Here is a 23,752-nt window from a genome sequence, read left to right as displayed (position 1 = left end):
GACGCACAGCACCCACTCTGGATCCCGCCTCGGGACCTGCCTTGGCGCCCGCCCCGGGCCCCGCCCCGGGACCTGCCTTGGCACCCGTCCTGGACCTCGCCCCGGGACCTGCTTCGGCGTCCGCCTCGGCGTCCGCCTCGGCACCCGCCTCGGACCCCGCCTCAGCACCCGCCCTGGCGTTCGCCCGGTGGCTCGCCCCGACACCCACACCCGTCCTCCCGCGCCACCACCCACCCTGCGCACCCGCCGCCGTACCACCCACGCCGCTTGCACCGCCGCCCGAGGAGCCCGCACCGCCGTTCGTCCGGCGGCCGTGCTCGTGAGCAGCAACCACCCACGCCCATAGGGGGAGTTGGAAACCGCAGTGACCACCTGGACCGACCACAGCGCCGACCGGCCGATCACGTTCAGCGCGCCGAGCGGCATCGACAGAGCCGCCCACCACCGCCTCGACGAGGCGTGGCTCGCGGCGGCCTGGAGCCACCCGACGACGCGCGTCTTCGTGGTCTCCGGAGGCCAGGCACTGGTCGACGACACCCCCGACGGCCGCACCGAACTGGTGATGACGCCGTCCTTCGAGGCGCCGCTCACCGAGACGCACCGCTACTTCCTCGGCACCGACGAGAACGGCGTGCGCTACTTCGCGCTCCAGAAGGACTCGCTCCCGGGGCGCATGGACCAGTCCGCGCGCCCCGCCGGCCTGCGCGAGGCGGGCCTGCTGCTGTCCCCGCGCGACGCCGGGCTGCTCGTGCACGCCGTCGCCCTGGAGAACTGGCAGCGCCTGCACCGCTTCTGCTCCCGCTGCGGCGAACGCACCGTCATCGCGGCGGCGGGTCACATCCGCCGCTGCCCCGCCTGCGGCGCCGAGCACTACCCGCGCACCGACCCCGCCGTGATCATGCTGGTCACGGACGAGGAGGACCGCGCGCTCCTCGGCCGCCAGGTGCACTGGCCGGAGGGCCGCTTCTCCACCCTGGCCGGCTTCGTGGAGCCCGGTGAGTCCATCGAGCAGTCGGTGGCCCGCGAGGTCTTCGAGGAGGCGGGCGTGGTCGTCGGCGACGTCGAGTACGTCGCCAGCCAGCCGTGGCCCTTCCCGTCCAGCCTGATGCTCGGCTTCATGGCCCGCGCCACGTCCTCCGAGATCCAGGTCGACGGCGAGGAGATCGAAGAGGCCCGCTGGTTCTCCCGCGAGGACCTGAAGGCCGCCTTCGAGTCCGGCGAGGTCCTGCCCCCGTACGGCATCTCGATCGCCGCCCGCCTCATCGAAGCCTGGTACGGCAAGCCCTTGCCCAAGCCGTAGGACCACCCCGGCCGGGGCCGCGACAGGCCCCGGCCCGGCCCCGCCACCAGGCCCCGGGTTCTGCACCGGCTGCGGCTACCGTCTGGGCTGTCTGCCCTTGGCCGCACAAACGCCACAAGGAAACGGGCACGCCGGAACCACGCCGCCCGCACCCCTCACCCCGGCAGCGGAACCTCCCGCTGGTGCGCCTCCCTCATATGGCGCCGGTACCGTACCCGGGCGTCGACCTCCCGCGACTGGTCCCGCCTCTCCCGCCCGTCCCTTTCGAGCGCCTTCAACAGCTCGCACACTTCGCACACCTCGCTCCTGCACGCCGCGCCTTCTGTCATACCGACACGATCGACCTGTATGGACCTGGCGCCCAGTGGCATCCATAGGGGCAAGTTCTGGTGCAGCACCGTCTGTTGCCCCCCGGGCAGCGGGCGAAGGAGCACTATGGGTCCATGCCCATCGGGGAGCTCATCAGGAATCTGCGCAAGGCTCGCGGCTGGAGTCAGGGGCGGCTGGCTTCGGAGATCAACAAGATGTTCGGTACAGGGCTGACGCGTGAATACGTGAGCCGCTGGGAGTGTTCCAAGGTGGTACCGGGGGCCTATCACCTCCGCCACCTGTCGGCCGTCCTGGACGTTCCGCCGGCCACTCTTGAGGGTGAAGTGGGCCGGCGTGCCTTCATCAGCGACGTGGCCGCCACCGCGATAGCCCCCGTGGTCGCCTCCGACCTGCTCAGCGTGGGTTTCGCCGCTCGCTTGCGCGGCGGCCCGTCGGCGGAACAGTGGGAAGCCAAGCTGGCCACGTACGGCACCGACTACATGTCGATGGGGGCCGCCGACATCCAGCGCCGCGTGGCCGGTGAACTCGTCGTGGTGCAGCAGCAGCTCGACGACCCTCGCCTGTGGTCGGTGGCCGCACGGCTCATGACCCTGTACGCCAAGACGTTCCCCGGCTCGGACGGCGCCAAGGCCGTCTCCTGGTACCGCACCGCCGTCCGGGCCGCCGACCGGTCCGGAGACGAACGGGCCCGCGTATGGGTGCGCGGCCGTGCCGCGATCGCCCTCGGGTACGAGGGCGCTTCCCTTGGCGTCGCCGACATCCTGGCGGACCAGGCCATGGCGATCTCCGAGGAGCCGTCTCTCGGGCTGGTGAACGCCGTGATGGGGAAAGCCCACGCGGCAGCGGTGCGGGGCGACAGGGCGACCGCCGAACGGCTGGCCGAACGCGGCCGACGCCTCTTCGACCGCGCCGGTTCCCACGAGCAGACGTCGGACTACGCCGTGCCCTGGTGGCGTATGAACGTCTTCCTGTCGCTGTTGCTCGCCCGTCTGGGGGACGAGAGGGGCGCGGTCGACGCCCAGGAGCGGGCACACCGCGAGCTTCCGGTGAGCCTGCCGAGGTTCGCCACGCACCTGGAGATGCACCGCGGGCTCATGCTGGCACGGTCCGGCGACCGTGCCGGAGGGGTGGCGTACGCGCAGGCGGCTCTGGACCGGCTGCCGCCCGGGAAACACTCGCTCACGCTGCGTATGCTCATGGCAGAGGTCAAGGCTTGACGCGGCCCTCGTCTCGGACGACGACGCTCCTCCCGGCCGCGCCGGGCGCGCGTACGACGAACCCCCGGCCGAGACGACCGGGGGTTCGCCCGCGTGAACCCGTGGGCTCGGTGCGAGCCGTCGCTCAGACGCCGAGTGCCTGCTTGACCTGGGCCAGGGACGGGTTCGTCATGACCGACTCCTCGCCCGAGGCGGGAACGATCCGGACGGTCGGCACGGTCTGGTTGCCACCGTTGGCCTTCTCGACGAACGCCGCGGACTCGGGGTCGTGCTCGATGTTGATCTCGGTGTACGCGATGCCCTCGCGGTCCATCTGGCCCTTCAGCCGACGGCAGTAGCCGCACCACGTGGTGCTGTACATCGTCACAGTGCCCGCCATGGGTCCTCGCGCTCCTTCAAGCTCGGCGTGTTTGCAGTACGAGAACGCCTGCCCGCCCCGGACCATTCCCGCCCGTGCCGGGCCGCTCCCGTACGCGTACGGTTCCACTTCTGTAGGCCCGCGTATTCGTACGACCGCGGGGTGACGGCTGTGGACAACTTTCCCGGCTGCCCCGGTCGACCTGGCAGCATGGTCGGGTGACAGCAGCATCGGACTCCACTCTCTTCCCGCAGGTTGCGGCCGCGACCCAGTTCCCGGCCACGCCCGAGGGTGCCGACGCGGTGCTCGACGGCCTGGACCCCGAGCAGCGCGAGGTCGCCACGGCCCTGCACGGCCCCGTGTGTGTCCTGGCGGGCGCCGGGACGGGCAAGACCCGCGCGATCACCCACCGCATCGCGTACGGCGTGCGTGCGGGCATCCTGCAGCCGTCCACGGTGCTCGCCGTCACCTTCACCGCCCGCGCGGCGGGGGAGATGCGCGGGCGGCTGCGGCAGTTGGGGGCGGGCGGGGTGCAGGCCCGGACGTTCCACTCGGCCGCGCTGCGCCAGCTCCAGTACTTCTGGCCGAAGGCGGTCGGCGGCGAGGTGCCGAGACTGCTGGAGCGCAAGGTCCAGGTGGTCGCGGAGGCCGCTGCCCGCTGCCGGATTCGCCTGGACCGCAACGAGCTGCGTGACGTCACGGGCGAGATCGAGTGGTCCAAGGTCACCCAGACCGTGCCCGCCGACTACCCGGCCGCCGTGCACAAGGCCGGGCGCGAGGCCCCCCGCGACCCGGCCGAGATCGGGCAGATCTACGGCACGTACGAGCAGCTCAAGCGCGACCGGGGGACCATCGACTTCGAGGACGTGCTGCTGCTGACGGTCGGCGTCCTGCAGGACCGGCACGACATCGCCGAGCAGGTCCGCGCCCAGTACCAGCACTTCGTCGTGGACGAGTACCAGGACGTCAGCCCGCTCCAGCAGCGGCTGCTCGACCTGTGGCTCGGCGACCGCGACAACCTCTGCGTCGTCGGCGACGCCAGCCAGACGATCTACAGCTTCACCGGCGCCACCCCCGACCACCTGCTGAACTTCCGCACCCGCCACCCGAACGCCACCGTCGTGAAGCTGGTCAGGGACTACCGCTCCACCCCCCAGGTCGTGCACCTCGCCAACGGGCTGCTCTCCCAGGCGCGCGGCCGCGCCGCCGAGCACCGGCTGGAGCTGATCTCGCAGCGGGACGCCGGCCCCGAGCCCGCCTACACGGAGTACGCGGACGAGCCGGCGGAGGCGGAGGGCACCGCCCGCCGTATCCGCGATCTGATCGCGTCCGGCGTGCCGGCCAGCGAGATAGCGGTCCTGTTCCGCATCAACGCGCAGTCCGAGGTCTACGAGCAGGCCCTCGCCGACCACGGCGTGCCGTACCAGCTCCGCGGTGCCGAGCGGTTCTTCGAGCGGCCCGAGGTGCGCGAGGCGGGCGTCAAGCTGCGCGGCGCCGCCCGCTTCGGCGCCAACGACGCCCTCCTCGACGACGCTGTGGACCTCCCGTCCGAGGTCCGGGCGGTGCTGAGCGACATGGGGTGGACGAGTGTGCCCCCGGCCGGCTCCGGCGCCGTGCGGGACCGCTGGGAGTCGCTGGCCGCGCTGGTCCGCCTCGCCGAGGACTTCGCCGAGGCCCGGCCGGCGGCCACCCTCGCCGACCTGGTCGCCGAGCTGGACGAGCGGGCCAACGCCCAGCACGCGCCGACCGTCGAAGGTGTGACGCTCGCCTCGTTCCACGCGGCCAAGGGCCTGGAGTGGGACGCCGTCTTCCTGGTCGGCCTCACCGAGGGCATGATGCCGATCACCTACGCCAAGACCGACGAGCAGGTCGAGGAGGAGCGCCGCCTGCTGTACGTGGGCGTGACCCGGGCCCGCCTGCATATGGGGCTCTCGTGGTCCCTGTCGCGCGCACCCGGCGGCCGCGCCGTCCGGCGGCCCAGCCGCTTCCTGGACGGCCTGCGGCCCGGTTCGGGGGGCGCGGGGCGCCGGGCGGCGGCTGCCGCCGCGGGCGGTGTCGAGCGGGGCGGCGCCATGGCCCGGGGCGCGGGCAAGCGCCGGACCCGGTCGCCCGCCCGTTGCCGGGTCTGCGGCAAGACGCTCACCGATGCGGGTGAAATGAAGCTCATGCGCTGCGACGACTGCCCCTGTGAGCTCGACGAGGCGTTGTACGGGCGGCTGCGCGACTGGCGGGCCGAGCGGGCACGGCGGCTGGGCCAGCCGGCGTACTGCGTCTTCACGGACAAGACGCTGATGGCGATCGCCGAGGCCGTTCCGGGAACCGAAGGGGAGCTGGCGGGCATCCCTGGTGTGGGGGGACGCAAGCTGGGCAGATTCGGCGCCGACGTCCTCGCGCTGTGCGCAGGTGAGGAGCTCGTTCCGGCAGCGGACGGGCCGTCGCCGGACGATCTTCCGGAGGGCGGTGCAAGAACCTCCGGAAAGTCGTCAGAAAAATAGTTTGCGCGCGCGGAGCGCATCCCCATAGCCTTCACAGGCACGAAGACGACGGGCCTTCCGGGATCCGCCGGTTTCGTGTTGTACTGAACAAGCCCGGACCGGATTTTCCGGTCCGCCGAGACGCCGAGAGGAGGCGAGACCAGTGATCAGCTTCATCGAGACCCAGAAAATGACCGATCGTTCGGTCGTCGCCACCTGCATGCTCGGCGCCTCGCTCCCGGGCACCGGTCTGTCCGGCTTCGGTCGGCTGTCCGGTCTTGAGGTCTCCCGTGCCGCTTCCTTGGTGTCCCTGCCCAAGAACGAGTGCGACGAGCGACCGACCCAGGCACCCGCAGTAGCGGCAGCGGCACAGGCATCGAATGCGCATGCCTTCGCCGGCGCGGCGGCCAACGGTGCCGAATCCCGGAAGCAGTACGAGACGCAGCAGGACACGTGGGCCCACCGCGGGCACGAACCCTGGAGAGATCCAGCCTGATTCGCATGATCAGGTCGGCACCTTCCAGGGCCGCGGAACCCACACCGGGATCCGCGGCCCTTTTGCTTTGCCCATGAGCCCAGCCACCAGCCGGGCCGAACAGACGAGGAACACACCACCGTGCAACTCCAGACGCACACCCCGTCCGTCGCCACCGACCTGATCCCCCCGCCCGACTCCCAGGAGACCCCTTTGCTGCCCCTCACCGAGCTCGACGACGAGATCGACCGACTCGGCGCCGCCGTGCCGTGCCGTACCTACGACCCCGAGGTCTTCTTCGCCGAGACCCCGGCCGACGTGGAGTACGCCAAGTCCCTGTGCCAGACCTGCCCGGTGCGCGAGGCGTGTCTCGCCGGCGCCAAGGACCGTCGTGAGCCATGGGGCGTCTGGGGCGGCGAACTGTTCGTCCAGGGCGTCGTGGTGCCCCGCAAGCGTCCGCGTGGCCGCCCGCGCAAGAACCCGGTCGCGGCATGAATCTCGGCGGCACGTACACCAGCGGCACAGGAACGATCGACCGTCCCGCCCAGCGGGACCCCCAGAAGCAGGACCCGATGAACCCCACCCTCACCGACACCACCGCACCAGCGAACTCCGGCGTGATCGAGTCGCGTCAGAACAGGACCCGTGAAATGCAACTCATCCCAGAAGCCCTGGCGCGCGCACATATGCAACAGCGCCTCCAGGAGGCCGAGTCCGAACGCAGGGCCCAGCGCCTCGCCGCGGCCCGGCGCATGCAGCGCCGCGCCGAGCGGGCGTCGCTGCGCGCCCGGCGCGCTCTGGCCATGGCCGTCATGCAGTGACCCGTCGGCTGCCCGGCATCCGTACGGTGCCGGGCCGCCCGGCGGTGTCCCCACCGCATCAGGCGGCCACCGCAACATCACACATCTCAGGGGCTGTCCAACTGGGCGGCCCCTGAGGCGTTGTGCCCCCTTTCCCGGCGGTGACGGGGATATTGTCGGCTGATGAACCAGAAGACTTATGAACAGGCGGGGTTGACCACCGACGACGCGGAGTGCGCCCAGTGCGGAGCCACGGCCGAGGGCACCCCGGCCACCTGGACCTGCACCATCGCCAACGGCACCCGCCAGCACCTCTGCGACACCTGCACCCGGGCCAACCTCCGCGTCATCGAATCCCACCTGGACCCGGTGCCGACGCGGTGAACGGCGGCCGGCGGCTCCCGCCTGGCCCGCGCCGCAGGCTCTGGCCCGCGCCTCAGGCCGGTGTCTCCTCCTCCGCGGGGTTGCTCTGTCCGGGGACGGACGGGGCGGAAGCGTCGGCGGAGGCGGCGTCGGTGGTGAAGCCAGGGAGCCAGGACTCCAGCTCGTCGCGCAGGCGGACGGTGGCTCCCAGCTGGCACAGGACGCCGATCGTGCTCAGCGTCACGCGGTGTATGAGCAGGTAGGAAGGGGGCAGGTTCAACTGGCGGCCGAGCTGGTAGGCGGGGGAGCGGGGATCGGCGATGCGCGCGGCCTGGGTGCGCATCCAGGAGCGGGTGAAGGTGAAGGCGTCCACCTGGGCCGGTTCGATGATCGGGAGCAGATAGTCCAGCACCGCGTCGGGGTCCAGCTCGATGGACTCCTTGACGAAGCCCTCCTCGCGCAGCAGCTCGTAGACCGCCTCGGCCTCACCGTCGAGCGTCATGCGCAGTGAGGCGCCGATCGTGGACGGCAGGCCGTCCGGCAGCCGGTCGACCGTCCCGAAGTCCAGGACGCCCAGCCGCCACTTCTCCGCGGGACCGCCGGGCGCGTCGCCGGTCAGCAGCCGGAAGTTGCCCGGGTGCGGGTCGGCGTGCAGCAGACCGGTGCGCGCGGTGCCGGAGAAGAGGAAGCGGGCGAGGAGCTGACCGGCCCGGTCGCGCTCCTCCTGGGAGCCGTTCGCGATGACCTCCGAGAGGGGGACGCCCTCCATCCACTCGGTCACCAGCACCTGGTCGCTCTGGTGGACCACCGCGGGCACCCGTACGTCGGGATCGTCGGCGAACTCCTCGGCGTGTGCCTGCTGGGCCTCCGCCTCCAGGGCGTAGTCCAGCTCCTCGGAGACCCGGTCCCGCAGCTCGGAGATCAGCGGCTTGATGTCCATACCGGGGATCAGCGGCCCGAGCAGCCGGGCGAAACGGCCCAGTTGGGACAGGTCGGACAGCAGGGCCGCTCCCGCTCCCGGGTACTGGACCTTGACCGCCACCTCCCGGCCGTCGTGCCAGACCGCGCGGTGCACCTGGCCGATCGACGCGGCCGCCGACGGCTTGTCCTCGAACTCCGTGAACAGCTCACGCCAGTCCGCCCCCAGCCGCTCCGCCAGGATCGCGTGCACCGAATCGGTCGGCATCGGCGGCGCGGCTTCCTGAAGTTTGGTGAGCGCGGCGCGGTACGGGCCGGCGATCTCCTCCGGCAGCGCCGACTCGAAGACCGACAGCGCCTGCCCGAACTTCATGGCGCCGCCCTTCAGCTCGCCGAGCACCCGGAAGAGCTGCTCGGCGGTCCGCTGTTGGAGCTCGCGGCCGACGATGTCCGCCGACCTGCCGCCGATCCGCTTGCCCAGCCCCCAGGTGGCGCGGCCGGCGAATCCCAGTGGCAGCGCGGCCAGCTTGGCGGTACGGGTGACCGCCTTGCGGGGAAGATCTGACATGCGCCCCTCCAACTCACACTGTCCCCAACCGGGGTTACTCCGCCATTGTTACGTGTCGCCGAAGCGGATCCGAGGCGCCCGTGGCGCCGGCCGGTCCCGCCGCGCCGCAGCCGCACTCCGGATGCGGCGCGACCCTGGTCGTCCGCCAGTCCGCACAGGGCAGCGCGACCTCCATCCGGGCTCCTGTGCAGGGTGGCAACTGACCGTCCAGAAACGCCAGCGCCTGTACGGCGGCGAGCCCCGCCACCGCTGTCGCCAGAGCCGCGTCGCACGCCGGAACGGCCGGTGCGCCGCGCCCCGAGCGCCACTGGGCCAGCAGTCGCGGCCAGGCCGGCTCCGCGTCCGTACGCCGCAGTTGGAGGCAGCCCGCGCAGGAGGAGCCACCCGGCAGGACCAGCGGACCCACCACTCCGGTCCCTTCGACCACCCCGGCGAACAGATGCGGGATTCCCGCGGTCACGAAGGGCTCGTACAGGACCGGGTCGGGCGCGTAGGCGGCGAGGCCGTCGCGCGGCGCGATCACGACGAGCCCGAGGCCCGGCTCCCCCGCGTCCGACGGTCCGCTCCCCGGCCGCAGCCGCCGTGACCAGGGTGAGGAGCGGTGGACCAGGCTGCGGGCCGCGGTGTCCCGGCGCGCACCGATCTGCTCCGCCCGCACGCCGCCCGGCACGACGTCCCAGGGTTCGACCTTCCCGCCGTCCTGCACCTCCACCCGCCCGATACCCGCCGCCGAGAGCAGGGCCGCCACCGCAGCACCCACCCGTCCGGCGCCGCGCACCCGCGCCCGTATGGCCCGGCGCGCCCCCATCCGCTCCAGTCCGCCCGCCGCCTCGGGATGGCGCACGGACAGCGACGCGAGGTCCGCCCGGAGCCGGCCGAAGGCCGCGGAGTCGGCGCGCACCGTGTCGGCCGCGGGACCGCCCGCCGACGGCGCGTCCAGCAGGCCGGCCTGCCCCAGCCGGTCCACCACCCGCCGCGCGTGCCCGGCCGGCAGGCCCAGCTCCTCGGCGGCGTCCGCCAGCTGTTCCAGGCTGCGGGTGCCGTCGATCAAGGCCAGAAAACTCCCGGTGGCCGTGTCCACCGGGCCCAGTTCCACCGCGTGCGCCGGGGCCACCCCGAACCGCACCGTCTCCCGGTCCCGCCATCCGCGCCGCAGCGCGGGCTTGAGCATCGGATACATGAAGCCGCCCCCGTCGATCGGATCTCGTCCAGCGGTCTTCAGCATCCCGCGGCCGCGCGACCGGCGTCGGAAGTTGTCCACAGCCCGCAGGCAATAGTCATACAAGCCGTCCCTGTCCTTGAGCGGTACGGGAACATGGCGGAAGCCGGGGGCAAGACTTCCCGCACGGCCAGCGGGTAACGTCGGGGCGTGCCCGCCGACCCTTTGCGCCGAGCCGCAGACCCTCCACGCAGGACCGCCACGCGCCCCGCGACCGGGGGCCCCGCGACGAGCCCGGTCGAGGTGCGCAGAAGCTCGCGGCGACGCCGTACGGTCTCCGCCTACCGGGAGGGCGACCGCACCGTCGTCCTGATCCCGGCCCGGATGTCGGAAGCCGAGGAACGGCGCTGGGTCACGGTGATGCTGGACAAGCTCGCCGCGCAGGAGAGCCGGCGCAAACTCGGCGACAGCGAGCTGGCCGAGCGCGCGGAGCGCCTGTCGGAGCAGTTCCTGGGCGGCCGCGCCCGGCCCGCCACGGTGCGCTGGGTGACCAACCAGAACACCCGCTGGGGCTCCTGCACCCCCGCCGAGGGCAGTATCCGCCTCTCGCACCGGCTCCAGGGAATGCCGGAGTACGTCGTCGACTACGTCCTCCTGCACGAGCTGGCGCATCTTCTCGTCCCCGGTCATGGGCAGCGTTTCTGGCAGCTCCTGGAGTCATACCCGCGTACGGAGCGGGCGCGCGGCTATCTCGAAGGGGTGGTCGCGGCGGAGCGGCTGCCGCATCTGCCCGCGGCCCGTACGGAATAGGGCCGGTTCCGCCCGGTTCGCTCCGTGGCCGGCATCGCCCGCTGTCGGCGGCAGCGGTTAGCCTGGCGCGACGTCATCAGAGCGCGAAGCGGGAGCGGGGGACGGTCGTTACGTATGGCCAGGGAATTCCAGCGGGGCCACAAGGCCAGGATCAGTGACCTGACGGCCGGGACGGATCTGTACGTAGGGGTGCGGATCGCGGGTGCCGGCCTGACCTTCGACATCAGCTGCTTCGGCCTCGACGCGGACGAGCGGCTCTCCGACGACCGGTATTTCGTCTTCTTCAACCAGCCGGCCTCCCCCGAGGGGGCGGTTCAGTTGCTGGGCGCCCAGGCGGGCGACACCGAGTCCTTCCGGGTCACGCTCGACCGGATTCCGCAGCACATCCAGAAGCTGTCCTTCACCGCCACGCTCGACGGCGCGGGCCAGATGTCCCAGATCGGCCCCGGCTACCTGCGCATCGTCGCGGGCGGCGAGGAGGTCGCCCGCTACGCGTTCAACGGTGCCGAGTTCAGCACCGAGCGTGCGGTGATGCTCGGCGACTTCTACCTGAAGGACGTGTGGCGCTTCGCCGCGGTCGGGCAGGGCTTCGACGGCGGCCTGGAGGCGCTGTTGAAGAACTTCGGCGGCGAGGTCGCGGAGGAGGAGCCCGCGCCCGAGCCCGAGCCGGCGCCGCAGGGCGGCGTGCCGGGCTTCGCGCCGCCCGCCGCTTCCGAGCCTGCGCCGGGTTTCGCGCCGCCCGCCGTCTCCGAGCCCGCGCCGGGCTCCGCCGCCCCGGCAGCACCAGGGCAGCCCGCGCCGCCGCAGGTCCCGGCCCAGGCGCAACCGCCGCAGGCCCCGCCGCCCCAGCAGCCGGCGCCGCAGGTGCACACCGCTCCGACGATCGCGGCTCCGATGGCGCCGCCCGGCGCACCGCCCGGTCAGTTCCCCGGGCAGCAGCCCCCGTACGGCCAGCCCCCGCACCAGCAGGCCCCGCCGCCGTACGGCCAGCCGGGCCAGGCAGCCCCCCAAGCCCCGCCGCAAGCCCCGCCCCAGGCCCCGTACGGCCAGCCGGGCGATCCGTTCCCCGGGCAGCAGGCCCCGGCCCCGTACGGAGCCCCCCAGGGCCCGCCCGCCCCGTACGGCCGGCCGCAGATCCAGAGTGGCGGCCCCGGCCTCGGCGTCGTCCTGGAGAAGTACCGCGAAGCGCCCACGGGGCAGCGGTGGACCCCGCAGAACGAGAAGCTGATCCGCGCCGACCTCGGCATCGACGGACAGCCGGTGCTCGCCCGCCAGGGCAGCATGGTCCTCTACCAGGGCAAGGTCGACTTCACCTACAAGGGCGCCGGTATCCGGGGCCGCATCGTGGGCAACGCCACCGGCCAGGAGATGCAGCTGATGCGCTGCACGGGCCAGGGCCAGGTCTTCTTCGCGGACAACAGCGCCCATGTGCACCCCATCGAGCTCCAGGGCGACGCGATCTGCGTGTCGGCCGAGAGCGTGCTCGCCTTCGACGAGTCGCTCCAGTACGAGACCCGCCGCATCGAAGGGCACGGCATCCCGGGCGGCGCGCTGTTCACCATGCAGTTCCAGGGCAGCGGCACGGTCGTCGTCAAGACCCAGGGCACCCCGGTGGTCCTCCCGGTCACCCCGACGACCTTCGCGGACGCCAACGCCGTCGTCGCCTGGTCGGCCGCCTCACAGGTGATCATTTCCAGCCAGGTGAGCCTGCGCCGCAGCGCGTACCCGGGACATTCCGGCGAGACCGTGAACCTCCAGTTCCGCGGCGCGCCCGGAAACTTCATCGTCGTCCAGCCCTACGAGGTCTGAGGGAGCCCGCCATGCACGAACAGCACGTCCCGGGCCACGCCCCGACCGCACCCGTCGCCCGCATGGAGAACCACGGCAGCGCCATGGTGAAGATCGCCATGCAGAGCGGCCAGGACATCTTCGCCCGCACCGGCTCGATGGTCGCCTACGAAGGCTTCGTCCAGTACGAGCCCAACCCGCCCGCGGTCCGCCAGATGGCCTCCCAATGGCTGACCGGCGAGGGCGCGCCTTTGATGAAGTGCTCCGGCGACGGCCTGCTCTACCTCGCCGACTACGGCGCGGATGTCGTCTGCATCAACCTCGACGGTGACTCGATCTCCGTCAACGGCACCAACCTCCTGGCCTTCGACGCCCACCTCCAGTGGGGCGTGCAGCGCGTGAAGGGCATGGCGAAGTTCGCCGGACAGGGGCTTTTCAACGTCGGCATCTCGGGCACCGGCTGGATCGCGCTGACCTCCCGCGGCACCCCGATCGTGGTGGACTGCGGCCGCGGCGAGGACGAGACCTACGTCGACCCGGACGCGCTCGTCGCCTGGTCGACGAACCTGAAGATGAAGGGCAAGCGCAGCTTCAAGGCGTCCTCGATGATCGGGCGCGGCAGCGGCGAGGCGTACCAGCTCGGCTTCTCCGGCCAGGGCTTCGTCGTCGTACAGCCCAGTGAGGACAGCACCGACCGGCTCCGGGCCCGGGGCTGAGGGGGAGGACGTCAAGCCATCATGCAGAGTCCGCTTTTCGCCTACACCGAGGCGCAGACCCAGGACCGGTACACCCTGCAGAACCCGCAACTGCTGCGGGTAGCCCTGCAGGGACACGAGGACCTGCTCGCCCGTAAGGGCAGCATGGTCGCCTACCAGGGGCTGCTGGAGTTCGACGGGAACTACCGGACTCCGGGGCAGCAGCACGCCCACGCCGCCTCCGGTGAGGGACTGGACCTGATGCGCGTCTCCGGGCAGGGCACCGTCTACCTGGCCAACCTCGCGCAGTACGTGCACGTCATGGACGTCGACCACGACGGCCTGACCGTGGACAGCAGCTACGTGCTGGCGTTGGACTCCGGCCTCCACTGGGAGGTCGTCTCGGTGGACAGCCAGTACGGGATCTCGGGCACCGGCAAGTACCAGCTCAACATCTCCGGCCGCGGCAAGGTCGTGCTGATGACCTCGGGCCAGCCGCTGATGATGCAGGTCACCCCGGACAAGTACGTCAACGCCGACGCGGACGCGGTGGTCGCCTGGTCCGCCTCGCTGCGGGTGCAGATGCAGGCACAGACGCACTCCTCGGGCGTGTGGCGGCGCCGTGGGAACACCGGTGAGGGCTGGGAGCTGAGCTTCCTGGGGCAGGGGTACGCGCTCGTCCAGCCGAGCGAGCTGCTGCCGCCGCAGAACGCGGCCATCGGGTCCGGCCTGGCCGCCCAGTTCGGCATGGGGCAGCAGGGGGCCCACGGCCAGAATCAGGGGAACATCTTCACCAACTGAGACGCGCCGACCCGCGCACCGGAACGGCCGCCCGCGCCCCCGTACGTATCCGTACGAGAGCGCGCGGGCGGCCGCCACGCGTCCTACAGAAGCGCGCGGGTGCGCTCCACGAGGCGGACGACCGAGTCGTCCGCCACCGCCGCCACCTCGTCGTACGGGAACCAGCGGAGGTCCAGCGACTCGTCGCTGATCACCGCCTCGGCGCCCTCGGGCGCCAGCGCCGCGTACTGCACGTCCAGATGCCACGCGCACGGCGTCAGATGCCGGTCCAGGCGCACCGGCCCGCCCAGCAGCGTCAGCCCGGACGCGATCCCGGACTCCTCGCGGGCCTCGCGCAGCGCCGCGTCCGCGAGCGTGGCGTCCTCGGGCTCGCAGTGCCCGCCCATCTGGAGCCACATCTGGAGCTTGCGGTGCAGCGTCAGCAGCACCCGCCCGCGCGCCGGGTCGACGACCAGGGCACTGGCCGTGATGTGCCCGTCCTTGCAGGGCTTGCCCATGCCGTCGGGGTGGGCCGCCAGATGGTCCAGGTAGGAGAGCCGCAGCCGCTCCTGCTCAGGTGACGGCGCGGGCCACTCCTTGAGGACCCGCGCCGCGTCGTCGTGCAGGCTCACTTCTCGCCGTCGCCCTTGTCGCCTTCGGCCCCGGGCTTGCCGCCCTTCTCAGAGCCGCCCTGGCCACCGCCCTCGCCGGTCTCCTTGGACAGGTCCGGCTTGCCGGCGCCGCCCGCGGCCTCACCGAGCATCTTGTCCAGCTCGGAGAAGTCCAGCTGCTCGTGGTGGACGAAGCCGTCCGGATCGTCCAGGTCGGCGGCCGTCGGCAGCATGTCCGGGTGCTCCCAGAGCGCGTCCCGGCCGTCCAGACCGCGCGCGTCCGTCAGCAGGGCCCACAGCCGCGAGGCGTCCCGCAGGCGCCGCGGACGCAGCTCCAGGCCGATGAGGGTGGCGAAGGTCTGCTCGGCCGGGCCGCCGGTCGCCCGGCGCCGGCGCAGCGTCTCGCGCAGCGCGTCGGCCGACGGCAGGTGCGGGGAGGCGGCGGCGTGCACCACCGCGTCCACCCAGCCCTCGACGAGGGCCAGCGCCGTCTCCAGACGGGCCAGCGCCGCCTTCTGCTCCGGGGTGTCCTCGGGCTGGAACATGCCCTGCTGAAGGGCGTTCTGCAGCTCCTCGGGGTGCTGCGGGTCGAGCTGGCCGACCACGTCCTCCAGCTTGGTCGTGTCGACCTTGATGCCGCGGGCGTACCCCTCGACCGCGCCGAACAGGTGCGAGCGCAGCCACGGCACATGGGCGAAGAGCCGCTGGTGGGCGGCCTCGCGCAGGGCCAGGTAGAGCCGCACCTCCTCCTCGGGCACGCCGAGACCGGAGCCGAAGTTGGCGATGTTGCCCGGCAGCAGCGCGGCCTTGCCGGCCGGCCCCAGGGGCAGCCCGACGTCCGTGGAGCCGACGACCTCACCGGCCAGGACACCCAGCGCCTGCCCGATCTGCGTGCCGAACATGGCACCGCCCATGGAGCGCATCATGCCGAGCAGCGGGCCCGCCATGGCCTGCATCTCCTCGGGCAGGACGTCGCCCATGGCCGCGCCGACGCGCTCCGCGACCGGGTCCACCAGGTCCTTCCACACCGGCAGGGTCTCCTCGACCCACTCGGCGCGGCTCCACGACAACACCGTGCTCGCGCCCGACGGCAGCGACGTCACGCCGTCCAGCCACAGGTCGGCGAGGCGCACGGCCTCTTCGAGGGCCGCCCGCTCACCAGGGGAGACGCTGGCGTCCTTGCTGCCGTCCTCGGCGCCCTGCGCGACGGTCTGCCGCGCGATGTCCTTGGCCATGTCCCAGTTCACCGGACCGCCCTCGTACGAGAGCATCTGGCCCAGCTTCTGGAAGGCGGCGCCAAGATCGCCAGGGTTCATCTCGCCACCAGGACCGCCCATGCCGCCGAAGAGCGCCGCGAACGGGTTGTCCGCGCCGCCGCTCCCGCCGCCGAATCCGAACGGGTTCGCGGGGCCCTGGCTACCTCCCTGGCCGCCCTTCTTCTTGCCGTTGTCGCCGTCCTCCGGCTCCTCCGGCGGAAGGCCGAATCCAAATGGGGTGTCACTCACGGGTTTCCTCGGCTCGTAGGGCCGCCGGCCCGGGGCCGGCGGCGGCTGCCCGACATTCTCTTCCAGCCTAGACACCCGCCCCGCTTCGGGGCTCGGTGCTTCGCCGTCCCGGCGCCTGCGGCAGGATGGACGCCACCTGGTACGTACGCGTCAGTACGCCTACGCACTGAAGACAACCGCTGGAGACGCCCGGTGAGTTCCCCAGATCCGACCGTTCGCGCAGCGCGAAACGCCGCTGCCGAGACCGAGCACGCAGGAAAACAGGCGGACGGCGCGCCCGCCCGGCCGCTGCGCCGCCCCGTCGTCGCGGTCACCGGCGCCGCCTCCGGCGTGGGTGCCCTGCTGACCCAGGCGCTGACCGAGTCCGACGAGGTCAAGCGGGTCGTGGCCATCGACGAGCGGCGCGGCGAGACCACCGGGGCGCACTGGCACGTCCTGGACGTCCGGGACCCGGCCATCGCCGACAAGCTGCGCGGCGCCGATGTCGTCGTGCACCTCGCCGTCGATCTCGACCTGGAGACCGACGCGGCCGCCCGTACGGCGTACAACGTGCGGGGTACGCAGACGGTCCTCACGGCCGCGGCGGCCGCCGGTGTGCACCGGGTCGTGCTCTGCACCTCCGCCATGGTCTACGGCGCGCTCCCGGACAACGACGTGCCGCTGGCCGAGGACGCCGAGCTGCGGGCCACCGCCGACGCCACCGGGGTCGGCGACCTCCTGGAGATCGAGCGCCTGGCACACCGCGCGCCCCGCGCGCACCCCGGCCTGAACGTCACCGTCCTGCGCCCCACCGTCCTGGTGGGCGGCACGGACACCGCGCTGACCCGCTACTTCGAGTCGCCGCGGCTGCTGGTCGTCGCCGGTTCCCGCCCCGCCTGGCAGTTCTGCCACGTGGAGGACCTGGTCAGCGCCCTGCGGTACGCCGCGCTGGAGAAGGTCGAGGGCGAGCTGGCGGTGGGTTGCGACGGCTGGCTGGAGCAGGAGGAGGTCGAGGAACTGTCCGGCATCCGGCGCATGGAGCTGCCGTCCTCGGTGGCGCTCGGCGCCGCCGCCCGGCTGCACCGCATCGGCCTCACGCCGTCGCCCGCCGGGGACCTGGCCTACACGATGCACCCGTGGGTGGTCAGCGGCAGTCGCCTGCACGAGGCGGGCTGGCGCCCACGGTGGACGAACGAAGAGGTGCTGGGCGAGCTGCTGGAGGAGGTCGCGGGCCGGCACACGGTCGCGGGTCGCCGCCTGGGCCGCAAGGACGCCACCGCGGCCGGAGCGGCCGGCGCGACGGTCGCCCTCCTGGGCACCGCGGCACTGGTCCGCCGCGCCCGTAAGGCCCGTCGGCGCATCTGAGGGGCTGGGCGCGCTTCGTCACGGGCGTGGGGGAGGGACCTTCGTACGCCTGCGACGGCCGCGGAGAGGCCGCTGCACGGCTGACCGGGCGCTGGGCGCCTCCCCGGTGCGGAGCGCCACACCGGTCCGTGACGGCCGCGGGGAAGCCCCGTACGGCCGTGGGAGGCCCTCCACGGCAGTGGGGGAGCCCCGCGCCGTCCGTATCGATGTCGGCTCCCGGCCCCGTGTCGCCCCCCCATACGGCCCCGGCCCCGCGCCTGTAGGAGCCTCCAACCCGCCTCTTCGCAGGACCGGCGGAAAGCCCATACCCCGCCCCGCCGCCCCGTACGGCACGATGGAGCCATGCCAGGCACGTATGACCACCCGGGCGAGCAGGGTGCGGCGGACGCGATCCGCCTCCTCGCGGTCCGTGACACCCCGCTGTCCTTGGACGAGGTCTTCGCGGCCGTCGGCGATCCCGCCGCCGGCGGCACGGCCCTGTTCGTCGGTACGGTCCGTTCGCACGACGGCGGCGCCGACGTCGACGCCCTCGGTTACTCGGCGCACCCGAGCGCCGAGGCCGAACTGCGCCGCGTCGCCGAGAAGGTGGCCGCCGACTTCCCCGTACGCGCGATGGCCGCGGTGCACCGCGTGGGCGAGCTGGCCGTCGGCGACCTGGCGGTCGTCGTGGCGGTCTCCTGCCCGCACCGTGCGGAGGCGTTCGCGGCCTGCCGACGGCTGATCGACGACCTCAAGCACGAGGTGCCGATCTGGAAGAACCAGCGTTTTTCGGACGGTACCCAGGAGTGGGTCGGCGCCTGCTGACGGCCGGTTTCCGGCGGTGGCGTCCGTTCCGGGCGGCGTCGGTGAAGCCTTTGCGCGCGCTCCAGTTGCGTAACCCGCCCCCTGGCGTAAGCGTTGACCTGGCAGATGGTTAATCTGCTTATTCGTCGTTGCGGTTGTTACAAGGGGTCGGGAGGCCGCTATGGGAGCGCTCCTCTGGTTGCTGATTCCGGTTCTCGCCGTCATCGCCGCCGTCGTGTGGAGCAGTTGGGCATCGCGCAACCGCAGGACCGGGGACGTCGCGGAACTGGCGGGCTACGCGCGGTTCCGGGAGGCGATGGAGAAGCCCGAGAAGGCACATTCCGGTACTGACGCGGCATGAGCGTGACGGGCTGAGCCGTGGGCGTGGCCGGGGCCGTGGCCGCCGTACGCGGACGCAAGCGGCCGCCATGGCTCCGGTTCCCCGCCGGCCTCGCGCCGCCCCGCCCACGACGGCTCCGGTCGGCCGCGTCCCGCGCCCCGCTCCGCCCGCCCCCGGACGGACGGCCCCGGGGACCGGGTGTCGGAGGCGTCCCGTACTGTCGTTCCATGCCACGCCGCACCGCGACGCTGCTCGCTTCTCTCGTGATGCTGATTGCGCTGATCTGCGCCGGGATGGTGATTCCCGTTCCGTATTCCGAGATGTACCCGGGGCCCACGACCAACACCCTGGGCGAGGACGAGGGCGAGCCGGTGCTGCAGATATCCGGCCACAAGACGTATCCGACCTCCGGCCATCTGGACATGGTCACCGTCCGGGTCACCGGCGCCGAATACCGCATGAACCTCTTCGCCGCGGTCGTCGGCTGGCTCAAGCACGACAGTCTCGTGGTGCCCCACAAGACGCTCTACCCGGAGGGCCAGACGGCGGAGCAGTCCGACCAGCAGAACGCCGAGGAGTTCACCCAGTCCCTGGAGAGCGCCAAGGTCGCCGCGTTCAAGCAGCTGGACATCCCGGTGGGCTCCCAGACGGTCGTGGCATCCGTCGTCAAGGACGCCCCCGCCGACGGCAAGCTGCACGCCGGTGACGTGATCAAGGCCGTGGACGGTACGCCGGTCAAGGCCAACACGGACGTCGCCAAGCTGGTCACCGAGCACAAGCCGGGTGAGCAGGCCGTCTTCACGGTCATCCCGGCCAAGGAGGCGGCCGCGGCCCAGAAGAAGGGCAAGCGGCCCGAAGGCCCCACCAAGGACGTCGCCGTCACGACCGCGAAGGCGAAGGACGGCCGGGCCGTCGTGGGCATCCAGGCCGGTATCGACTACACGTTCCCGTTCAACGTCGACATCAAGCTGCCCGACGTCAGCGGCCCCAGCGCCGGGCTGATGTTCGCCCTGGGGATCATCGACAAGCTCACGCCCGAGGACATGACCGGCGGGAAGTTCGTGGCCGGTACGGGCACGATCGACGCCGAGGGCAAGGTCGGCCCGATCGGCGGCATCGCGATGAAGGTGGTCGGCGCGCGCAACAAGGGCGCCGAGTACTTCCTCACGCCCAAGGACAACTGCGCGTCCGTCGTCGACGACCACCCGGACGGCCTGCGTCTGGTCAAGGTGGACACCATCCAGGACGCGCTGAAGTCCCTGGAGAAGATCCGCAAGGGGGACACGGCAGGCCTGCCGAGCTGCCCCGCGAACAAGTAGGCGGCCCGCGCGGCCCCCGGGGCCCGGCAGCCGCTGCCGCGCCCGCAGGGGTCCGTGGAGGCCCCGTAGGAGGCCCGTCGGCGCCGCGCCACGGCGGCCCGGGCCGGAGCACCCGCACCGGCCCCGGACGGGCCGCGACGTCAGCTCTCGAAGGTGGCGGACAGCGCGTCCGCCAGCCCCGGCACGAGCTGCGAGCCGGTCAGCACCTCGGACGTGGCGTCCTTCTCCCGCAGCCGCAGCGCCGACTCCCGCGTGCCGTCGCGCAGCACCGCCACCGTCATCCGCACCTCCTGGCGGTCCGGGTGGCCGGCGACCCACTTCGCGAGCTGGGCCTCGTCCATACCCTCCGGCACGGAGTCCTCCGCGGACGGCGGCAGCATCAGCCGCTCCACGGTCATCGCGCAGCCGGCCACCGCGTCCGGCCAGCCGATGGTGGCCAGGAACTCGTCCAGCGGGGCGCCGGCCGGGATCTCGTCCTGCTCGACCGGGGTCAGCGAGGCGGTGGTGGAGTCGTCGATACCGAGCTGTTCGGCGAGCGAGGGTTCCTGCTCCCGAAGCTGGGCGGTGTCCACGAGGGCGAAGAGACGGGCGGGCTGGTCCCAGCCGAGCCCGGCGGCGTACTCGTCGATTTCGAGTACGGCACGGGTCAGCGGGCTGGCGGCAAGGGGGGTGCCGTCGACGGGAAGGTTGTTCATGCTCAATATCGTGCCCTGCCGACCCCGGAAAACGGGAACCGAGTAAAGCCTTAGTAAGTTGCAACAGTGGGTCCTACTATCGCCGGGCCTGCTCAACACGACAGCGAACTTCGAGGTGCGCACCTTGGCTTTCCAGATGCCGGACCGCGGCGGAGGCCCGACAGGGCCACGGATCAGAGTCGGCCGACCGTCCCGGCGGATCCGGACCCTGCTCATGACACTGGGCGTGCTGGCCGTGCTGGCCATGCTCTTCGTCATGTTCTCCGGGTTCTGGACCGACTGGCTCTGGTACCGGTCGGTCAACTTCACCTCGGTCTTCACCACCACGCTGTGGACGAAGATCGGACTGTTTGCCGCCTTCGGCGTCCTGATGGCCGCCGCGGTCGGTGTCAACATCTGGCTGGCGCACCGGCTGCGGCCGCCGCTGAGCGCGATGTCCATGGAGCAGCAGAGCCTGGACCGTTACCGGATGGGCATCGCCCCGTACAAGAAGTGGGCGCTGCTGGCGGTCACCGCGGTGGTGGGCCTGATCGCCGGTGCCTCGGCCTCCGGCCAGTGGCGCACGTGGCTCCAGTGGGTGAACGGCGTCCCGTTCGGCCAGAAGGACCCCCAGTTCGGCAAGGACGTCGCGTTCTACGCCTTCGACCTGCCCTGGTACCGCTTCCTGCTCAGCTTCGGCTTCGCCTGCGCGGTGCTGTGCCTGATCGCCGCGGCGCTCACGCACTACCTGTACGGCGGGCTGCGCGTCACGAGCCCCGGCTCGCGCGCGACGGCCGCCGCCACCGGCCACCTCTCCGTGGTGCTGGGCATCTTCGTGTCGCTCAAGGCCATCGCGTACTGGCTCGACCGGTACGGCCTGGCGGTGAAGTCCAGCGGGCTGAAGTCCGCCGACGGCTGGACCGGCCTGCGCTATGTGGACGCCAACGCCTATCTGCCCGCCAAGACGATCCTGTTCTTCATCGCGGCGATCTGCGCGGTGCTCTTCTTCGCGACGCTGTGGCGCCGTACCTGGCAGCTGCCGGTCATCGGTTTCGGCCTGATGGTGCTCTCCGCGGTCCTCATCGGCGGCCTGTATCCGGCCATCGTGCAGAAGTTCCAGGTCCAGCCGAACGAGCAGGCCAAGGAAGCGCCGTACATCAAGCAGAACATCAAGGCGACCCGCGACGCGTACGACATCAACGGTGTCGACGTGCAGGGCTACAACGGCAACTACAAGCCGAAGGACGACACGGACCGGCAGAAGCTGCGGGACGCCGCCGACACCACGGCGAGCGTGCGGCTGCTCGACCCGAACGTGGTCTCCCCGTCCTTCCAGCAGCGCCAGCAGGTCCGCAGCTACTACCAGTTCCCGTCGACGCTCGACGTCGACCGGTACAAGGACAAGGACGGCAAGGACCAGGACACCGTCATCGGTCTGCGTGAGCTGAACCTCAACGGTGTCTCCGAGCGGAACTGGATCAACGACCACTTCAAGTACACCCACGGGTTCGGCGCGGTGGCGGCCAAGGGCACCACGTTCGCCGAGGGCGGCGAGCCGGCCTACACCGAGAGCGAACTGCCCTCGAAGGGCCAGTTCGGGCCGTACGAGCAGCGGGTGTACTACGGCGAGAAGACCACCCAGTACTCGATCGTGGGCGGGCCGCAGAAGGAGCTGGACTACTCCTCCGACAAGAGCGGGGAGAAGAGTTACAGCTACACGGGCAAGAGCGGGGTGAACCTCGCCAACCCGGTCAACCGAGCCGCCTACGCGGTCGCGTTCGGCGAGCCGCAGATCCTCTACTCGGGCGCCATCGGCGAGGGGTCGCGGATTCTGTACAACCGCACGCCCAAGGAGCGCGTGGAGGCGGTCGCCCCCTGGCTGACCATCGACGGCGACGCCTACCCGGCGGTCATCGACGGCCGGATCAAGTGGATCGTCGACGCCTACACGACGAGCAACGGCTACCCGTACGCCTCGCGCACCACGCTCGGCGACACCACCGCCGACTCGCTCACCGACGGTCAGCGGGCGGTCGTCGCCCAGCAGAATCAGGTCAACTACATCCGCAACTCGGTCAAGGCCACGGTCGACGCCTACGACGGCTCGGTCAAGCTCTACGAGTGGGACACCAAGGACCCGGTCCTGAAGACCTGGATGAAGTCGTTCCCCGGGACGGTCGAGAAGAAGAGTTCCATCAGCAAGTCCCTGATGGAGCACATGCGCTACCCGCAGGACCTGTTCAAGGTGCAGCGCCAGCTTCTGACGACGTACCACGTCACCGACCCGAACACCTTCTACACGGGCAGCGAGCGCTGGCAGGTCCCGAACGACCCGACGAACAAGTCGGGCAACTCGGTGCCGCCGTACTACCAGAGCCTGAAGATGCCGGACCAGAAGGCCCAGACCTTCGCGCTCACCACGACGTTCACCCCCATCAAGCGGGACAACCTGGGGGCGTTCATGGCGGTCGACGCCAATGCCACCAGTGGTGACTACGGCAAGATCAGAGTGCTGAAACTGCCGTCCCAGACACCGGTGCCGGGACCGCAGCAGGTCCAGTCGAAGTTCAACTCCGATCCCAAAATCGCCAACGAGCTGAACATCCTGAAGAAACTCGGTGACTCCGAGATCGAGTACGGCAACCTGCTGACGGTCCCGATGAACGGCGGCCTGTTGTACGTGGAGCCGGTCTACCTGCGCGGCGCGGGCACCAACTACCCGCTGCTGAAGAAGGTGCTGGTCAGCTACGGCGAGAACGACCCCGTGCTGGGCAACAACCTGGCCGAGGCGCTCGATGTCGTGTTCGGCAAGAAGCCGCCGGGCTCCGGCACGGAGCAGCCGCCGTCCGACGGCGGTGACACGGGGCAGCAGCCGCCCGCCGACCAGACGGTGCAACAGGCCCTCGACGACGCCGTGAAGGCGTACGAGGAGGGCGAGAAGGCCCGCAAGGAAGGCGACTGGGCCGGCTACGGCGAGGCGCAGAAGAAGCTGAAGGCGGCCCTGGACCGGGCGGCCGAGGCGGAGAAGAAGTCCGCACAGAAGGGTGACGCCGGCAAGAACGGCGGTACCGGCGGAGGCTGATTCCGCGGCCCGGCCCCGGGCGCCGCCCCGTGGGCCGGGCACCCCCCTCCGCCGTGGTA

22 protein-coding genes are annotated in these 23,752 nt (G+C 71.6%); 16 read left to right on the top strand and 6 right to left on the bottom strand.

Annotated elements, in window-relative coordinates:
• Nucleotides 1-364 precede the first annotated feature (364 nt).
• Together nudC and AB0A97_RS09680 are read left to right on the top strand one after the other, a co-directional pair.
• A complete protein-coding gene (gene nudC / locus AB0A97_RS09685; RefSeq protein WP_361146904.1) occupies nt 365-1,300 on the top strand; it encodes an NAD(+) diphosphatase in 936 nt (311 codons plus the stop codon).
• Between the two features lie 443 nt (nt 1,301-1,743).
• On the top strand, nt 1,744-2,847 hold the full coding sequence (locus AB0A97_RS09680) for a helix-turn-helix transcriptional regulator (protein ID WP_361146901.1): 1,104 nt from the start codon (nt 1,744-1,746) through the stop codon (nt 2,845-2,847).
• Between the two features lie 124 nt (nt 2,848-2,971).
• Here AB0A97_RS09680 and AB0A97_RS09675 read toward each other — a convergent pair whose 3' ends face one another.
• Nucleotides 2,972-3,226, bottom strand: coding sequence for a mycoredoxin (locus tag AB0A97_RS09675; RefSeq protein WP_361146898.1), 255 nt, complete (start codon nt 3,224-3,226; stop codon nt 2,972-2,974).
• Nucleotides 3,227-3,423: 197 nt separating this feature from the next.
• On the opposite strand from AB0A97_RS09675, the gene AB0A97_RS09670 reads away from it, so the two are divergent.
• From AB0A97_RS09670 to AB0A97_RS09650, 5 genes are all read left to right on the top strand, one after another.
• Complete coding sequence (locus tag AB0A97_RS09670) at nt 3,424-5,700, top strand: ATP-dependent DNA helicase UvrD2 (RefSeq protein WP_361146895.1); 2,277 nt, start codon at nt 3,424-3,426, stop codon at nt 5,698-5,700.
• Between the two features lie 142 nt (nt 5,701-5,842).
• Nucleotides 5,843-6,175, top strand: a complete 333-nt coding sequence (locus AB0A97_RS09665) for a hypothetical protein (RefSeq protein WP_361146892.1) — start codon at nt 5,843-5,845, stop codon at nt 6,173-6,175.
• A gap of 120 nt (nt 6,176-6,295) precedes the next feature.
• On the top strand, nt 6,296-6,649 hold the full coding sequence (locus tag AB0A97_RS09660; RefSeq protein WP_003984433.1) for a WhiB family transcriptional regulator: 354 nt from the start codon (nt 6,296-6,298) through the stop codon (nt 6,647-6,649).
• The gene (locus AB0A97_RS09655) at nt 6,646-6,975 is read left to right on the top strand and encodes a hypothetical protein (protein WP_361146889.1); all 330 of its coding nucleotides are present in this window, start codon (nt 6,646-6,648) and stop codon (nt 6,973-6,975) included. Before AB0A97_RS09660 ends, AB0A97_RS09655 begins: the two co-directional genes overlap by 4 nt.
• 162 nt (nt 6,976-7,137) lie before the next feature.
• On the top strand, nt 7,138-7,338 hold the full coding sequence (locus AB0A97_RS09650) for a hypothetical protein (RefSeq protein WP_361146887.1): 201 nt from the start codon (nt 7,138-7,140) through the stop codon (nt 7,336-7,338).
• A gap of 52 nt (nt 7,339-7,390) precedes the next feature.
• Here the strand turns inward: AB0A97_RS09650 and AB0A97_RS09645 are convergent, their stop codons facing one another.
• Nucleotides 7,391-8,803 carry an AarF/ABC1/UbiB kinase family protein gene (locus tag AB0A97_RS09645; RefSeq protein ID WP_361146884.1) on the bottom strand — a complete coding sequence of 471 codons (1,413 nt, stop codon included), beginning with the start codon at nt 8,801-8,803 and terminating at the stop codon, nt 7,391-7,393.
• Nucleotides 8,804-8,837: 34 nt separating this feature from the next.
• Nucleotides 8,838-9,983, bottom strand: a complete 1,146-nt coding sequence (locus AB0A97_RS09640) for a TOMM precursor leader peptide-binding protein (protein ID WP_361146881.1) — start codon at nt 9,981-9,983, stop codon at nt 8,838-8,840.
• A 189-nt stretch (nt 9,984-10,172) separates the two neighbouring features.
• Between AB0A97_RS09640 and AB0A97_RS09635 the strand changes: the two genes are divergently transcribed.
• The 4 genes from AB0A97_RS09635 (at nt 10,173) to AB0A97_RS09620 (ending at nt 14,056) form a co-directional block, all read left to right on the top strand.
• Nucleotides 10,173-10,772 carry a M48 family metallopeptidase gene (locus tag AB0A97_RS09635; RefSeq protein WP_361146878.1) on the top strand — a complete coding sequence of 200 codons (600 nt, stop codon included), beginning with the start codon at nt 10,173-10,175 and terminating at the stop codon, nt 10,770-10,772.
• Nucleotides 10,773-10,886: 114 nt separating this feature from the next.
• Nucleotides 10,887-12,581 carry a TerD family protein gene (locus tag AB0A97_RS09630; protein WP_361146875.1) on the top strand — a complete coding sequence of 565 codons (1,695 nt, stop codon included), beginning with the start codon at nt 10,887-10,889 and terminating at the stop codon, nt 12,579-12,581.
• Between the two features lie 11 nt (nt 12,582-12,592).
• The gene (locus tag AB0A97_RS09625) at nt 12,593-13,276 is read left to right on the top strand and encodes an AIM24 family protein (protein WP_361146872.1); all 684 of its coding nucleotides are present in this window, start codon (nt 12,593-12,595) and stop codon (nt 13,274-13,276) included.
• A 21-nt stretch (nt 13,277-13,297) separates the two neighbouring features.
• Nucleotides 13,298-14,056, top strand: a complete 759-nt coding sequence (locus AB0A97_RS09620; RefSeq protein ID WP_361146870.1) for an AIM24 family protein — start codon at nt 13,298-13,300, stop codon at nt 14,054-14,056.
• An 83-nt stretch (nt 14,057-14,139) separates the two neighbouring features.
• Here AB0A97_RS09620 and AB0A97_RS09615 read toward each other — a convergent pair whose 3' ends face one another.
• Together AB0A97_RS09615 and AB0A97_RS09610 are read right to left on the bottom strand one after the other, a co-directional pair.
• Nucleotides 14,140-14,667, bottom strand: coding sequence for an NUDIX hydrolase (locus AB0A97_RS09615; RefSeq protein ID WP_361146867.1), 528 nt, complete (start codon nt 14,665-14,667; stop codon nt 14,140-14,142).
• The gene (locus tag AB0A97_RS09610) at nt 14,664-16,151 is read right to left on the bottom strand and encodes a zinc-dependent metalloprotease (protein ID WP_361146861.1); all 1,488 of its coding nucleotides are present in this window, start codon (nt 16,149-16,151) and stop codon (nt 14,664-14,666) included. The genes AB0A97_RS09615 and AB0A97_RS09610 overlap by 4 nt, the downstream gene beginning before the upstream one ends.
• 192 nt (nt 16,152-16,343) lie before the next feature.
• Between AB0A97_RS09610 and AB0A97_RS09605 the strand changes: the two genes are divergently transcribed.
• The 4 genes from AB0A97_RS09605 to AB0A97_RS09590 all read left to right on the top strand — a co-directional run bounded on the left by AB0A97_RS09605 (nt 16,344) and on the right by AB0A97_RS09590 (nt 19,937).
• Complete coding sequence (locus AB0A97_RS09605; RefSeq protein WP_361146858.1) at nt 16,344-17,495, top strand: SDR family oxidoreductase; 1,152 nt, start codon at nt 16,344-16,346, stop codon at nt 17,493-17,495.
• A gap of 342 nt (nt 17,496-17,837) precedes the next feature.
• Entirely contained in the window at nt 17,838-18,299 is a 462-nt protein-coding gene (locus AB0A97_RS09600) for a molybdenum cofactor biosynthesis protein MoaE (RefSeq protein ID WP_030022102.1), read from the top strand.
• A 160-nt stretch (nt 18,300-18,459) separates the two neighbouring features.
• Nucleotides 18,460-18,639, top strand: coding sequence for a hypothetical protein (locus AB0A97_RS09595; RefSeq protein ID WP_361146855.1), 180 nt, complete (start codon nt 18,460-18,462; stop codon nt 18,637-18,639).
• Between the two features lie 206 nt (nt 18,640-18,845).
• Entirely contained in the window at nt 18,846-19,937 is a 1,092-nt protein-coding gene (locus tag AB0A97_RS09590; RefSeq protein ID WP_361146852.1) for a PDZ domain-containing protein, read from the top strand.
• Nucleotides 19,938-20,077: 140 nt separating this feature from the next.
• On the opposite strand, the gene AB0A97_RS09585 is transcribed toward AB0A97_RS09590, so the two are convergent.
• The gene (locus AB0A97_RS09585; RefSeq protein WP_031001102.1) at nt 20,078-20,632 is read right to left on the bottom strand and encodes a PPA1309 family protein; all 555 of its coding nucleotides are present in this window, start codon (nt 20,630-20,632) and stop codon (nt 20,078-20,080) included.
• A gap of 136 nt (nt 20,633-20,768) precedes the next feature.
• On the opposite strand from AB0A97_RS09585, the gene AB0A97_RS09580 reads away from it, so the two are divergent.
• Nucleotides 20,769-23,693, top strand: coding sequence for a UPF0182 family protein (locus tag AB0A97_RS09580; RefSeq protein ID WP_361147384.1), 2,925 nt, complete (start codon nt 20,769-20,771; stop codon nt 23,691-23,693).
• The last annotated feature ends 59 nt before the right edge of the window (nt 23,694-23,752 follow it).

Origin of the sequence: Streptomyces sp. NPDC045470 (assembly GCF_040646595.1) — a bacterium.
Classification (GTDB): Bacteria; Actinomycetota; Actinomycetes; order Streptomycetales; family Streptomycetaceae; genus Streptomyces.
Note: the sequence above shows the minus strand (reverse complement) of the source record. Positions and strands in the feature narration are given on the sequence as shown.